At 60.0% G+C, this 13,609-nt stretch carries 13 protein-coding genes and 1 pseudogene; 11 read left to right on the forward strand and 3 right to left on the reverse strand.

Features of this window, described 5'->3' with window-relative positions:
* Positions 1-25: 25 nt before the first annotated feature.
* A complete protein-coding gene (locus AB7531_RS13615) occupies positions 26-1,093 on the reverse strand; it encodes a hypothetical protein (RefSeq protein ID WP_049813062.1) in 1,068 nt (355 codons plus the stop codon).
* Between the two features lie 1,917 nt (positions 1,094-3,010).
* Here AB7531_RS13615 and AB7531_RS13620 point away from each other — a divergent pair.
* The 3 genes from AB7531_RS13620 to AB7531_RS13630 all read left to right on the forward strand — a co-directional run bounded on the left by AB7531_RS13620 (position 3,011) and on the right by AB7531_RS13630 (position 6,780).
* Positions 3,011-3,322, forward strand: a complete 312-nt coding sequence (locus AB7531_RS13620) for a DUF736 domain-containing protein (protein WP_063982111.1) — start codon at positions 3,011-3,013, stop codon at positions 3,320-3,322.
* A gap of 483 nt (positions 3,323-3,805) precedes the next feature.
* Positions 3,806-5,050: an IS110 family transposase gene (locus tag AB7531_RS13625; RefSeq protein ID WP_063982112.1), complete on the forward strand. Its 1,245-nt coding sequence runs from the start codon at positions 3,806-3,808 to the stop codon at positions 5,048-5,050.
* Positions 5,051-5,589: 539 nt separating this feature from the next.
* A complete protein-coding gene (locus AB7531_RS13630; RefSeq protein ID WP_187388056.1) occupies positions 5,590-6,780 on the forward strand; it encodes a DUF932 domain-containing protein in 1,191 nt (396 codons plus the stop codon).
* 134 nt (positions 6,781-6,914) lie between these two features.
* Here AB7531_RS13630 and AB7531_RS13635 read toward each other — a convergent pair whose 3' ends face one another.
* Both AB7531_RS13635 and AB7531_RS13640 read right to left on the reverse strand, forming a co-directional pair.
* Complete coding sequence (locus tag AB7531_RS13635) at positions 6,915-8,249, reverse strand: IS5 family transposase (RefSeq protein WP_063982113.1); 1,335 nt, start codon at positions 8,247-8,249, stop codon at positions 6,915-6,917.
* Between the two features lie 226 nt (positions 8,250-8,475).
* Entirely contained in the window at positions 8,476-8,706 is a 231-nt protein-coding gene (locus tag AB7531_RS13640) for a helix-turn-helix domain-containing protein (RefSeq protein ID WP_038958600.1), read from the reverse strand.
* A gap of 112 nt (positions 8,707-8,818) precedes the next feature.
* On the opposite strand from AB7531_RS13640, the gene AB7531_RS13645 reads away from it, so the two are divergent.
* The 8 genes and pseudogenes from AB7531_RS13645 (at position 8,819) to AB7531_RS13680 (ending at position 13,415) form a co-directional block, all read left to right on the forward strand.
* Entirely contained in the window at positions 8,819-9,091 is a 273-nt protein-coding gene (locus AB7531_RS13645; RefSeq protein ID WP_080584123.1) for a DUF2285 domain-containing protein, read from the forward strand.
* Positions 9,092-9,255: 164 nt separating this feature from the next.
* Entirely contained in the window at positions 9,256-9,450 is a 195-nt protein-coding gene (locus AB7531_RS13650) for a transcriptional regulator domain-containing protein (protein ID WP_038958601.1), read from the forward strand.
* Positions 9,451-9,547: 97 nt separating this feature from the next.
* The gene (locus AB7531_RS13655) at positions 9,548-10,030 is read left to right on the forward strand and encodes a DUF2285 domain-containing protein (protein ID WP_080584124.1); all 483 of its coding nucleotides are present in this window, start codon (positions 9,548-9,550) and stop codon (positions 10,028-10,030) included.
* A gap of 132 nt (positions 10,031-10,162) precedes the next feature.
* A complete protein-coding gene (locus AB7531_RS13660; RefSeq protein WP_038958603.1) occupies positions 10,163-10,444 on the forward strand; it encodes a helix-turn-helix transcriptional regulator in 282 nt (93 codons plus the stop codon).
* A 21-nt stretch (positions 10,445-10,465) separates the two neighbouring features.
* Positions 10,466-11,343, forward strand: a pseudogene (locus AB7531_RS13665) (replication initiator protein A).
* 226 nt (positions 11,344-11,569) lie between these two features.
* Complete coding sequence (locus tag AB7531_RS13670) at positions 11,570-12,034, forward strand: DUF2840 domain-containing protein (protein WP_038958604.1); 465 nt, start codon at positions 11,570-11,572, stop codon at positions 12,032-12,034.
* Positions 12,031-12,543: a S26 family signal peptidase gene (locus tag AB7531_RS13675; RefSeq protein ID WP_038958605.1), complete on the forward strand. Its 513-nt coding sequence runs from the start codon at positions 12,031-12,033 to the stop codon at positions 12,541-12,543. Before AB7531_RS13670 ends, AB7531_RS13675 begins: the two co-directional genes overlap by 4 nt.
* A gap of 188 nt (positions 12,544-12,731) precedes the next feature.
* Complete coding sequence (locus AB7531_RS13680) at positions 12,732-13,415, forward strand: lytic transglycosylase domain-containing protein (RefSeq protein ID WP_245328600.1); 684 nt, start codon at positions 12,732-12,734, stop codon at positions 13,413-13,415.
* Positions 13,416-13,609 lie beyond the last annotated feature (194 nt).

Here is a 13,609-nt window from a genome sequence, read left to right on the forward strand (position 1 = left end):
GATGCCGCGGTCGCCCAATACACCTTCATTCCAAGGGATGATTGGCGTTTAGTCGAACAAAGAGCGATCTTGCCCGCTCCTCGCGACGTTTCTTGGTGGCTCTGATCAATTGCTTTCCGGTGCGCTTGGCGTAGGTTGGCAGTTGGCGGCTCGACCTATGACGGCCAGCGGCGCGCAACTCTGCATCCGTGAGATCGCTGTCGGCGCCTTCGGTGAATCCTCCGTGCCGGAAGGAAGTAAAGGAAAGTTCCTGACGAAGGCCAGCCTCCGCGATTATCTTCTTTACCACGCTGCGCAGATAGCGCAGGTCTTTGCGTGGGGTAATCCATGGAAGCGGGGTTTTTGACCGACGATGCGCATGGTCGCGTCGGAATACCAGGCCCGAGAGCGAGGTCTTTTTAATCTCGTCGAGCTCTTCCATAAGTTCGGGAAAGAGAGGGGCGCCCGTTTCGTCTAGCAGCGGCCACCAGGCTTCCTCTCCATTCTTTGGATGCACGATCCTGACGCTATTTGGCCGCTCGCTTGGGCGATAGTGCGAAATGTCGAAGGCGCCGAAGACGTGCTGCTCCCGCTGTAACCACTCCCATGCCAACAAAGCAGCAGTTCCGATCGAGCGGTAGTCAAGCTTTGTCGCGGCGGCTCTGAAAGCGACAAGTTCATCCCACGTTGCGGTCGGCGTGGGCCGTATTGGCCGTCCGGGTGCACTTGATTTTAGTCCCATCCGTGAAAATGGATTGCTCGCCGGTACCATCTTTTCCTGGGCGCGCTGGCCAACGAACCAGGCGCGCCGGCAGCTCGCCATGGCCACATTTGCATAACGTCGACGTTCGCGGACGATTACCTCTCCATTGCTACCTACTTTTGTTACTACTAGCAGCTTTCCATAGACTGCGTCGACGAAGGCCTTTGTGAAATCGGACAATTGCTTCGACCCAACACGACTTCCATCTTTCAACTCGTGATTGGCGAAGAGTGCGAGGCTTTTCCTGTACTGACGCTGAGTGTTGCTGTCGATTTCGTCCCACTTCTGGTGAGCCTGGAAGATGCTGACTAGCCAATCGAACGTGCCCGGTTCGGGAGAGGCGGCGATCATGTCACTTAAGCCCCGCGAGCGCCAACTTTCGAACGCGGGCAAGAGAACTTTATCCACCCGCTCGACGGCACTGGCGTAATCGCTTCCTAACGCTTCAGGGCCTAAACCGCAGCCCTGTCGACGAGCCCAGGTTGGCGGCTCGAAATAATAGGCTATCCTATTGTTCGCTAGTATTTTTCGTCGACAATATCGAGGAAGTGTTGGTGCTGTATCAAATGACATCATACGAGGCATAATAGGTCCTCCGCTTCTCGAAGATGTCTTGTCCCGATCGGCGCTGCAAACTGGTCCATGATCGCCTTCGACCAAACTGGCTGCCGCAGCCGTCCTGTTCCGCGCCAGCTGACGGGTGGCGGTGCATGCCCTCGACCGATTGCGCGCGCGAGCTCGCCTGTGTTTCCAAAGTCCAGATAGGCTGCGGCCATGTCTGCTCTCATCATCGCGGGCCAGGTTCCAGCGGGTGGATAGCGGGCAGGCAGCGGAGAGCGGGGTGAAAGTGGGAGGTCTGATCTCACTGCTGGGTGCCGCTTGGTGCAATAAGAGCCGATCTCAGAAGAACTACGTCCGATTTGGAAGATCTAGATTTCGTCCGTGGAGTGAGAGTGGACGCCGATCACATAGGGACTTCTACAGTAGGAGATGTTGTCTCTCTAGTGCGCGGCGCGGCCTAGCGGTGATAGGCCAGATTAGCGCGCGAAAAGGAGGGCTTGGAGCGCAGGCTCGAGGAAAGGCAATTTTGATCGATGAAATCCAAAAGGTGGAAATAGTTAAAAGTCTCGGCGCACGGTTGTCGGTTGGGCCCGCTAGCAGGCAGTCAACTGCTTTGGATGCATCATCAATGGCCTATCCGACAGATTCGCTGGCGGCCGTGCATTGAGGTATCGGATCGATTTCGAGTGTTGGAATTGGGAATGCGCACTGCGACGGACCGGCTTTGATTGATACAGGACTTACCGCGTGCTCGGCCGACCTCGGTTCGACCGCGGGCCTGCGGAAAGTGCGGCAGTTATGAGGATCCGTGGTGGCGCGGACAACCTGATGCCACGTCAACACATGGGTAGCTGATATGAAGAAAGTTGATATGGCGAAGCTGCTGAGCAGCTGCTGGCGGCGACCGATTGGCTGCCTACGTTCTTGAGGGCAGCGAAGCCGCAAGAGCGGACAGACACATCAACCAGCGTGAGTGACGGCTTCTCGCAAGCAGCCGAGTGACATTTTGGATTGGGACCGCGAGTGCCGCCCGGCTCATTCCAAAATTTCGGCGGCGCGCCTGATCGGCGCGCGGCCATTTTCGATAGATGTAAAGCGGCGACTGCTCGGAGAGCCTCCGACTTGGATGAGGGGGCATGATCCTGGTATCCGTCGCCTTGCGTCATCCAGAACTGTGCAGTGTCGCTCGACCTTTTTCCGCGATGATGTGGATGAGGTCGGACGACTTAATTATGGAGTGACGACGGTGTCGAGATTGCTATCGAGCCGTGACCCCCGACGTGTCTTTGATCCAGCAGCAGTGAATGTTTTTGGGAGCGCCAATGTTCGCGCCGGGTACGTCTTTCCCGCCGTTGATACGCAATCGTCAGCAAGTGTTCGACTGATCCCGCGGTGTCCTTGTGCAGCACCAGCACCGGCCGTCATGTTGTTTCCGACAGATCGTTCAAGGGCGCGGCCAACGCAACCTCGAATGGGCTGATCAGGCCCGAGGACCGGCAAGAGCCTCGATCGCCTTCCCGCAACGGCTGCGCCTGCTTTTTTCCCTGCCGCGAAGAGGCGGCATTCCTCGCGGAAGACAAAAAAGCAGGCTTATCGCCGTCCTCCGCTGTGCTGCGGGCCTGACGGCTGCGGGCCGATCGCTCCCCGGGCCAAAGATCGCCATCGAGGCCGCGATGGACGCGGCCCGAACAACCAACGGAGACTACCATGGCTATCATCGGCACCTTCACCGCTGCGGACTACGGCTACATCGGCTCGATCAAGACGCTGACACTGAACATCAAGGCCAGGTTCGCCGCCTTCGAGAAGGACAACGACAAGGCGCCCGACTACCGCATCTTCGCCGGCGTGACCGAGTTCGGCGCGGCCTGGAAGAAGACCGCCCGCGACAGCGATCGCGAATACCTCTCGGTCAAGCTGGACGATCCGAGCTTTCCGGCGCCGATCTACGCCTCGCTGGTGAAAGTCGAAGGCGAGGAGGGCTTCATCCTGATCTGGTCTCGCCACAACGGCGACTGATCCCCCGGAGATCCTCGGCCCCGCCTCCTCCGGAGGCGGGGCTTTTTTTGCGTTTCTTTTGCCGCTATGCAGGGAAGTAGGGGAGAGCATTTCTCTTGAAGAGAATTGCTAAGGGCTCGGCCCTCGCGCGGGCAAGGGTGAAGCACGCTGACGCGTGCCGACAGGACCGGTATCCCCGGACTTCCGCGCCATGATCTCTTGACGACCAAGGTCGTCAGGGCGCGTGCAGACGCGCGCTCGATTAGCGCGCCCCTTTTGGGCGGGTGATCCCTGTTCCAATCAGGATGCTCCTCACGGGGCTATCGTTGGCCTACGGGCTGATTCGTTGGGAGCCACCTGGTGATCCTGCGCCGTGAGCGCCCAGAGGGGACGAGTGCCCCGACGGATGAGCTGCGTTCGACGCCCCGTGGGGAGTTGCGCCATTGAGCGCCAGAACAGGGCCGGCGAAGATCGCAGCTGCCCGACTGCGAAGGAGGGAAGGGAATGAATGAAGACATAGCTGCCTACGTGGGTGTCGATTGGGCATCGGCGACACACTACGCTTACGCATTGGATGCCCAAGGCGCAAAACTCGGCCATCGTTCGTTCCAACATAGCGGTGACGGGTTGGCTGAACTGGCAGACTGGATCCAGCGCACGACGGGTGCTGAACCAGGCCGGATCGCGATTGGCATCGAGGTCCCGCATGGGCCCGTCGTCGAGAGCTTGATGGATTCGGGCTTCCTGGTTCATGCGCTAAATCCAAAGCAGCTCGATCGATTTCGAGATCGCTTCACCATGGCCGGCGCCAAGGATGATCGGCTCGACGCGTTCGTGCTCGCTGATGCTCTGCGGACCGATAGCCGTTTCTATCGATTCCTGGAGCCAGTGCATCCGACGATCATTCAGCTACGTGAGTGGTCGCGCATGACGGAGGACTTGTCTGCCGAACGCAATCGCCTGGCCAACCGCTTTCGTCATCAGCTCTGGCGCTATTTCCCGCAAATGCTTGAGCTCGCGGAAGACTGGTCGCAGCAGTGGATATTGGATCTTTGGGATCTGATCCCCACGCCGGCAAGGGCACGCGCCGTGAGGACGTCGACGATCGCAAGGCGCCTTAAGGAGAGCAGGGTAAAGAGGTGGACTGCGGACACCTTGCTCAATCATCTCCGCAGCACACCGATATCTGTTGCATCCGGTGTGACGGAGGCCTGCGTGGCGCACTGCGAGCTCATTCTAGGCCGTCTGCGGCTGGTTATGCAGCAGATGAAGCTTGCCATGAAGGAACTCGAGCGCCTGTGTTCGGCGGTGGCCGAACTTCCATCAGCGACCGGCATCGCGCCTCACGCCGATCCCGAGATCTTGCGGTCGATGCCTGGAATCGGAACGATCGTCCTCGCGGCACTTCTGTCCGAAGGACACGATGCGATCGTTCGCCGAGACGCTCAGGCGCTTCGGGGATTATCGGGCGTCGTGCCCGTCACGCGACGCAGCGGTAAGCAAATTGTCGTGGTCATGAGGCAGTCTTGTCCGCACCGTCTGAGGACCGCTGTCTATCATTGGGCACGCGTTGCGGTGCTGCATGACTTCCAAACGCGCAATCGATATGCCGCCTTACGCAAGCGCGGGCATTCCCATGCTCGCGCGCTCCGATCAATCGGCAGCAGGTTGATTGGCGTTGCTTGTGCCATGCTCAGGACCGGCGAACTCTTCGACAACGGCCGACCGCCGCAGTCCGCTGCGGCCTGATCCTGTCGTCGGCGAGACGCGAAGCTTCCAAATTGCGTAGCGTCGCGACGACGACAGGCCCGGATGTAACCAGTCGTTTCTTCACATCTGCGAGCGATGACACTTGGAGTGTTGTTGCCGTGCCGGCGTTGTTTTGCGCGTCGCTGCGCTCCCGCGGCGAAGGCTTAGGGCTCCGCCCTCAGCGCGCTGCGGAGTGCCTTCCGCCCAGCTTCGGTCGCTTCTCACTGACGCGATCGGCGACAGATATCTACGCTCCCTGCAGCCGGTTCCCCGCGAAGGCACTCGCTCCGCTTGCACACCCGCTGCTCGCCGCGAGGCAGGGCTTCGAGCGCGATGTTGCGCTCTTCACCCTGCCCAAAGGTGAGAACGGGAAGCTGCAAATGTTTGAGCGAACTTGCGAGAAGAAGGCTCTTGCAAAAGGTGGGGAGTCCCCTCCGGTCCTGCCGCCCTGGCCCTTGCTACCCCAGGTCTCGCCGACGGGCAGGGTTGCAGCGCAGCGCTGCGCTTCAACCTCGGCCCAAAGGAATAAGACCGTGAACATGATGTCTGTGTCTCAGAACGAGCCGCCTGCCACCGCGGGCTTCCGGGTGGATGTATCGCGTGGCCAGCGGATCGGCCGCGTATCGTCCGAGTGGTTTGCTCGGCCAGATGACGAACGCTATCTGAATCTCCCGGACCTCTATGACGTGGTACGCGGTCGCGCAGAGCGTGCGCAAGCGCGAACCGTGGAAAGCCGGGCCATCAAGGTGGAAGCGAGTCGGGACAATCCCGAGCGGTTGGCTCTGGTTGTGCCGGGACGTGACGAGTCCGTGGCGCCGACACATTGGAGCTTTGGTCAATTGTGCACGCTCGTCGGCGCACCGACCTCTTACATGCGGCAACTTCATGCCGCGCTATCGGCCATCAACCTGCAACACGGCCTGCTGTCTCATCGCGCCGAGCTCGTGAAAACCTTGGAGGCCGAAAACGGATGGATCGAGCTTCGCGCAGTCACCGGACCTGACTACGGCCGCATCTGGGACCATGAGCTTGTGGCTGCCGTCATGAAGATCGCGGGCGTTGGCACGGGTGATACGCGCTGGAAGGTCCCGGGTGTGCTAGATTGGTCAAGCATGACCTACAATCCCCTGATCGACATCACCGAGGAGACGACGACGCTTTACGCCAGCGATCGGGACGTCTTTCTGTTTCTGGTCGACGATATGAATCCAATCGAAGCAGGACGTTTGGCGGATGGGTCACCGGATTTGTATTTCCGGGGATTTTACTGCTGGAATAGCGAGGTCGGCAGCAAAACACTGGGAATCGCGAGCTTCTATCTCCGAGCGGTTTGCATGAACCGTAACCTGTGGGGCGTGGAGAATTTCGAGGAAATCACGATCCGGCATTCGAAATTCGCGGCGCAGCGGTTTGCCCATGAAGCTGCGCCAGCACTGACCCGCTTTGCCAATTCCTCGCCAGGGCCGTTCGTGGCGGGAATCAAGGCCGCACGGGAGCGGATCATTGCCCGGACCGACGAGGATCGCGAGACTTTCCTGCGTAAGGGTGGGTTCTCTAAGTCCGACGCCACGAAGATCATCGAGACAATCTTGTGCGAGGAACGCCGCAAGCCCGAAATCATCTTCGACTTCGTGCAGGGGATTACTGCGTTCGCGCGCGGCAAGGTTCATCAGGACGCGCGTCTTGAACTCGAAGGCAAGGCAAAGCGTTTGATGGAGCGTGCCATCTAATGGGATAAGTCGCGCAGTCGGTAGGGCTGCGCGGCTTTCCGCCTAAGGGGGTGCGTCGCCGCCGACCGGCAAGCCAGATCGGCGGCGCGGACGCATACTTGGTCGTTCGTGAAGAACTGGCGGCGGCGCCCGGCTCAAGCGGTGTTTCGAGCCGGGACGGTCTCGAAGAAGGCTCGGATGATGACACGCAAGAGCTCTGCGAGCCATCGCAGCAGCAGACCGAAGTTATAGCCGGCGGCGGCGAGAACAGCGTTGATGCGGTCGCCGAGGCGTCCCTTGAGATAATTTCTGTCCATGCGGTGCTCGGCCTTGACGTGGCCGATGACAGGCTCGACAGCCGCGCGACGCTTCATCTCGCGACGGATGGAAGCTGTGACGCGGCGGACCTGACCCGAGATCCAGACCCTGAACCGATGCGGGTGGTTGTGACCGCGATATCCTTTGTCGACGTGGATACGGCGAGTCTCCACCCCGGTGAGCTTCTCCATGTCGGCGATTACGGGACCGAGCGTGTGCCCATCGAAGGGATTGCCATGCAGGGCCTTGGCATGGAGCACGAACTGGCCGCCCTTCGGAGACGTCACAGGGGTGGCGATGCTGACCTTGCAGCCGAACTCGTAGGGCGCGCGGGCTTTACCTTTGCCGATGCACTCAACCTCCGGAGCATGTAACGCATAGACCTTCGGACCGCGCTGATGCTGATCCTGGCTGCGCACCTGCTGCGCTAAACCGAGCAACGGGCCGAAGCGAGCTTCCAGCACCGTATCGCCATCAATCTTGCGGCGGATGTCGCGGATGATCCGGCCAAGCCGTGTCCGCAGGAACTTGAGCTGCCGCCGGGCGCGTTTGAACTGGTGGGCGTGGGTATAGCGGCCGGTCATGATGGCGGCGCGCTTGGCCAGGCGCAGATAGCTCTGGCGTAGCGGCACACGGTTGCACTTGGCGAGCCCGACCAGCTTGGTGATTGCTCGATGCAGCAGCCGCGCGTCGGTCGGATGTGCAACCGCCTTGGGCTGCACTGTGGTATCGACGACCACCCGTTCCAGGTCCTTGGGACCGATGGCGCCGGTCTTGTGCGCCACTGAAAGACTTTCCTGGATCAGGGCGACGAGCTGTTCCTCGCCGAGCCGCTGCCGCCAGCGTGTCATCGACGATCGATCGAACGGCAGACGGTGGCAGAAGCTCAATTCGCCGCAGAAGTATTGGTAATAGGGGTTCTCGATCCAGCGAGCGCACAGCACCTCATCTGACAGGTTGTGCATGTGCTTCAAAATGAACAGGCCGGCGACTAGCCGCGTCGGCAAGCCCGGCTGGCCCGACCCTGCTTGGCACACTGAACTGAAGCGCTCATTCAGGATGTTCCAGTCGATCAGCGCTGCCAACCGCACCAGCGGATGACCCATGTCGATGATCTGATCAAGCGCCGGAAGCAACAGGTCTTTCTGGCGATCATCCCTCGGCTTGCTCATCGCATTCCCCAATGTCGACGACGCCGTCAGGGAATCACGAATCGCCCAAAAGCAAAATCCTAAAACGCAAGAAAGCGAGGTCCAACACCCCGCTTTCCTGCAAAATCGAATACTACATCAAGACAAATTCTGCTTATTTCTCAGATCAATCCGCATTCTTCACGGACGACTACTTGCGTCCGGGGGCCCGCCGGGCCTCCGGCCCGGCTCGCGAATCAAGCGGCGCCTATTTGGCGCGAGCTCTTTTAGTGGTTCGCTTTAAAAACTCATCAGGTTCGACATCCAGCTTATCGGCGAGACGACCAATGACCTTGATGCTGACGTGGTACACGCCCTTTTCAAGCTGACTCAAATAACTCCGGCTTATCTTGGCTTCCAACGCAAGTTCGTCTTGAGACCATCCCTTGCCATTGCGTAGACGACGCAAGTTTGTGGCGAATGTCTCCCGCAGATCCATGCGAGAAAGGATGCCGCTTGCTCAGTATATTGCACCTCGATATACTTAACAAAGCGCGTTTTCATGAGCCGTTACACCAGTAAACTCGGCTTAGTCTTCTAACTGTGAGATCATGCAGACTCCGCCGCTCGATCCCAACGTGGCTGACTTGGCTCCCACCGAACCCGCGCTGACATCGTACGATGAGCAGCACGCAATAACTTACGTTCGGCTTCTTCAGGCGGAAGGTGAGGGGGCTGACTGGCGGGAAGTAGCCCGAATAGTCTTACATATTGATCCAGACAGTGAGCCGGACCGCGCCCTCAACGCTTACCGAAGTCATCTTTCTCGCGCTAAGTGGATGTCCGAACAGGGGCGTCTATTTCGTGGCAAGGGCACAAATTAGAAGAAATCCATCCCCGCGAAGACTTGGCTAAAAATCCCTTTCTCCCGTTGAGCCGTGGTGCACCTGGAGCACCACATGGTGCTCAAATAGGGACTTCCCACAACCGAATCGATCACAATTATTGCGCCGCAATCTCTGTTGGTTGCGTGCAATGGAATGAAGTCATGCCTGAGTTTGACTGGCGCTCGCCGGAGTCCTACCGAAGCCTTCAAGATGCAGAAATTACCGACATCGCCTGGGAATGCCTGCGTCGCAATACGGATTATCAACGCGACTACGACGCGATGATTGCGAGGAGCCAGGACGGTCAAGTGACGCCCGAATTCAGGAGGAAGTGGGGTATCTGCTTTCGCCCATGACCCTCGGCGGTCATTCGGGGAAGAGACCATCTATTGGGCGCCCGAGGTTCTTCCGACAGTCGTTCCAATCGCAGTAGCGCCGCCATCTCTCGATCAAATGGCCGTATCTCCGCGACCCCTTGAACTTGCGGCCGGGCAGCTGCGCCGCGAGAATGATGGTTGGCACGCGGTGCTGCGCATTGGCGCGGTCGACCATCGCGTCTGGTCGAGGGAACCGCCGAGTATCGGCGCCCACTACGTGACCGAGTTGCCGTTCGATCGCGACTTCGAGGCGCGGGCCTACGCAGCGCGACGGTTGTGGCGCGCCATGAATGGACGGCCGGCCGGCCAGGCCTTTCATGAGCTATCCCAGCAGAAGCGCGAGCGCTTGAGCGCCGCCCTGCGTGCGCTCGACGTTCATGGTGCCGGCGGCACCTATCGCGTCGTCGCGGCAACACTCTTTGGCCAAAAGCGGGTCCCCGATCGTGCGTGGAAAACGCACGATCTTCGCAATCGAACTATCCGTCTGGTGCAGAGCGGCGCCGCGTTAATGCGCGGCGGCTATCGCAAACTATTGCGACCGGTGCGCAAAGACTTCTAGCGCCTCTCTCTAGGGGGATCGAAAACGGCCCGATCAATCTCCGGCATCCCCCTCCGACATCGCCCTTCTCCATGATGACCGCACACAAGCCGGCACCGCCGCGCGCTGCGAGTGTCACCCTGGAGTTCTCAAATGCCCGATCTGATGGCTGGTCTACCACCGCGCTTCCTGCGAACCCCGGAGGCCGCGCGCTATCTCGGGCTCTCCGGTCGCACGCTAGAGAAGCATCGGACGTACGGGACTGGGCCGACTTATCGGAAGATCGGTGGACGTGTCGTCTACGCTTTGGACGATCTGAAAGCCTGGGCCGATCGCGGCGCCAAGACGTCGACGTCCGATCCCGGCAAGGGGACGGTGTTGCCCGCCAAGAAGCAGTCAGGCTTACGCCCGTATGCGGGCCAGGAACGCCGCTGATTCACGTCGGAAGCAAAGATCATGCGGCACAAACACCGTTCCGAGCGCGATCAGCTCGAACTCTTTCGGGCATTGCCCGGCGATCTGGCGCCCCGCGATGCGCAGGATCAGAAGGCATATCCGTTCTTCTCGCTCGCAAAAACGAAGCGGATTGTGCCGATCGATTTTCGTGGCGGGTCAATCTCCATTCGCGTCGAAACCGCGCCCGAGCACGGCATGGCCACTATTTGGGATGCTGACGCACTGATCTGGGCCGCGTCCCAGATTGTCGAAGCTCGTGATGCCGGCTTAAGGACCTCTCGGTTGATGGCTGCAACGCCTTACGAGATTCTGACGTTTGTGGGCCGTGGGACGAGTGCGCGAGATTATGCCTGGCTGAAGGCCGGTCTCGACAGGCTGCAGTCGACGACGGTGATGACGTCGATCCGTCAGCCGACTGAGCGGCGGCGTCATCGTTTCTCGTGGATCAACGAGTGGCGGGGGACAGCCGATGCAAACGGCCGTCCACTCGGGCTCGAACTGATCCTGCCGGATTGGTTCTATGCCGGCGTCATCGATGATGCGTTCGTGCTGGCGGTTGATCGCGCTTATTTCGATCTGACGGGCGGAGTTGACCGATGGCTCTATCGTCTCGTCCGCCAGCACGGCGGTCGTCAGGCAGTGGCTGGAGCTTTGACCTTGTGCATCTCCATGCCAGGTCCGGCGGCCTCTCTCCGCTCAAGCACTTTGCATACGATGTGCGCGAAGTGGTCAGCCAGCAGATGCCCGGCTACGAGCTAGTCCCCACGCGCGATCAGAACGGGGCTGAACTGTCGAACTTCAAGCCCATCGCCGTGGCGGCGCTATCTGCGAGACTTCGTAAGCGCGGTCTCATTCCAAACTCGGAGGACAATCTGTGAATCAGCTCGTGCTATCGGGGACCACGACCCTCGTGCCATCGGGGACCGGATCCTCGTGCTATCAGGGACCGGAATCGGGCCCAGGGGCTTGTTTCTCTGCGCTTTCCTGGCGCTCTAACTCTACTAACTGGAAATACTTCGGATTTCTTCTAACGGACCGCTCCAAAGCCCGTGATGGGCTCGTTCGTCAACGACAGTGTGGCCTCCAAACCGAGGGAGCCGCTGCATGAGCGATCTCACGCAAGTAGAGGTGCTGTGGCTCGAGAAGCGTATCGAGAATCGTGTTCGCTTCGGTCGCATCGCTGAGGAGCAGAGGATCGATCAATCGCGGCGCATCCTGTCTTTCGCGCCGGGCAGCATCTTTGCCTTCGTCCGCTGGACGTCCAACGACTTTGGAACACTCATTTCGCGCGTCGATGTCTTGCGAGCGGTCGCGCCGGGACAGCGCTGCTCGACCGTGCCCTATGTGAAGCCCGGGGCGGAGAGTTTGCTGCGGCTGGTCGGCTGGCAAAAAGTCGAACGGGTGCTGCAGGCGATCGACGCCATTGAGGCTCTTAGCATCAATCCGGCGGATGTCGCCCCTGATCATTGGCAGCACGTTCACAACCGGCTCTCGGTCAACGAAAACCCGCGCGCGTATACGAAGGCTCGTCATCAGGCTTGGCTCCATCGGCAGAGGATCATGCGATGATGGGGGGCCTGAAGACACTGACCATGACATCTGCGGGAGTGGCTGCGCTTGCCATAACGGTGATCGCAGACATAAGCCCGCTCTACATCTGGAACGCATCGCCGAGTGTCGCGATTGGGCTCTACCGCTTGCGATCCGTCGAAGAGTTTTACGTCACAGAGTTGGTGGCGGTTCGGCCACCCGAGCCGCTTGCGACCATTCTTGATCTGAACGGCTATCTGCCAATCGGCGTCCCCATGCTCAAGCGGGTACTGGCGCTGCCCGGACAAACGGTTTGCAGGCACGGTGTCTCAATCTCGGTCGACGCCATCGTCATGGGTGAGGCACGAGAACGCGACGGGCGAGGCCGACCTCTGCCGAACTGGCAGGGTTGTCGAGCCGTCGGCGAGGGCGAACTCTTCCTCATGAATTGGCAGTCTGACGACTCGCTGGATGGCCGCTACTTCGGCGTTCTACCCGCATCGGCTGTGATCGGCCGTGCGCGCCCCGTGTGGACCTGGGAGGAATGATCTTGGTCCTTCCATACTTTCGATCTGTCATTCGTCTGTTCGATCAGTTGCGGCACCATTCCTCCGTCCCGACCGAAAATTGTAATGCCGTCGCGCGCAGCGGCAGTCCAGGGCGGCCGAACGGCCGGCGCGAAGCAGCTTTACCCTGGGCGGTCGCGAGCACGGTGGCATGCTTGGGGTTATGGTGGGTGAGCACTTGGGCCGTCGTGCCACTGCTGTTCGCACTGTCGATAGACTGTCGTTTTGCACGCGCCGACGAACAAGAGGTCGCGCATCCGACGAGGGGCCAGACCACCGGCCGGTTCGAGCATTTCGTCGGCGAAGCCGCGCAGCGGTTCGCCATTCCCGTGCAGTGGATTCAATTAATCCTGCGGATCGAGAGCGCTGGAGATGCGCGCGCCAAATCGGACAAGGGCGCAATAGGGCTGATGCAGATCATGCCAGCGACGTGGACCGGACTTCGCCTGCGCTATGCTCTGGGAAATGATCCGTACGACCCGCACGACAACATACTGGCTGGTTCGGCATATCTAAGAGAGCTCTTTGACCACTACGGCTTTCCGGGTGCGTTCGCAGCCTACAACGCCGGGCCGGTGCGTTACGAACAGCATCTTGCGGGCGACACTTTGCCGATTGAGACGCGAGGCTATGTGAGCAGGATTGTTGCTGAGTTGGACGCCGCATCCGCTTCGACGTCGCCTGCCGATGCACGTCTATGGTTGGCTTCGCCGATCTTTCCTGCACAATCTGACCGAATGGGCGCCGCCGGCCGGCAGCAACCGACCGCGTCAAGACTGCACACGCCGTCGGTGATCGTTCCGAAGCCAACCGGAATGTTTGTCGCAAGGCTTGATGCGGGAGAGGGGCGATGACCCGTTACGCAATCTTGCGAATAGTCATGTGCTGCTCGAAGAAGTCTGCGGAGACTTGGAGATCGGTAGGAGATACGACGGGCGATGGCGAGATAAAAGGGGCTCACCGGTCGAACCGCAAGCCATTGGCATGGCTTGGGTTCTGGCGTGCCGGTCGGTCGGTACGCGTGCCGCGCTCTGCGTTTTGGGCAATG

Origin of the sequence: Bradyrhizobium sp. 63_E2_N1_3, from assembly GCF_052076005.1 — a bacterium.
Lineage (GTDB): Bacteria > Pseudomonadota > Alphaproteobacteria > Rhizobiales > Xanthobacteraceae > Bradyrhizobium > Bradyrhizobium barranii.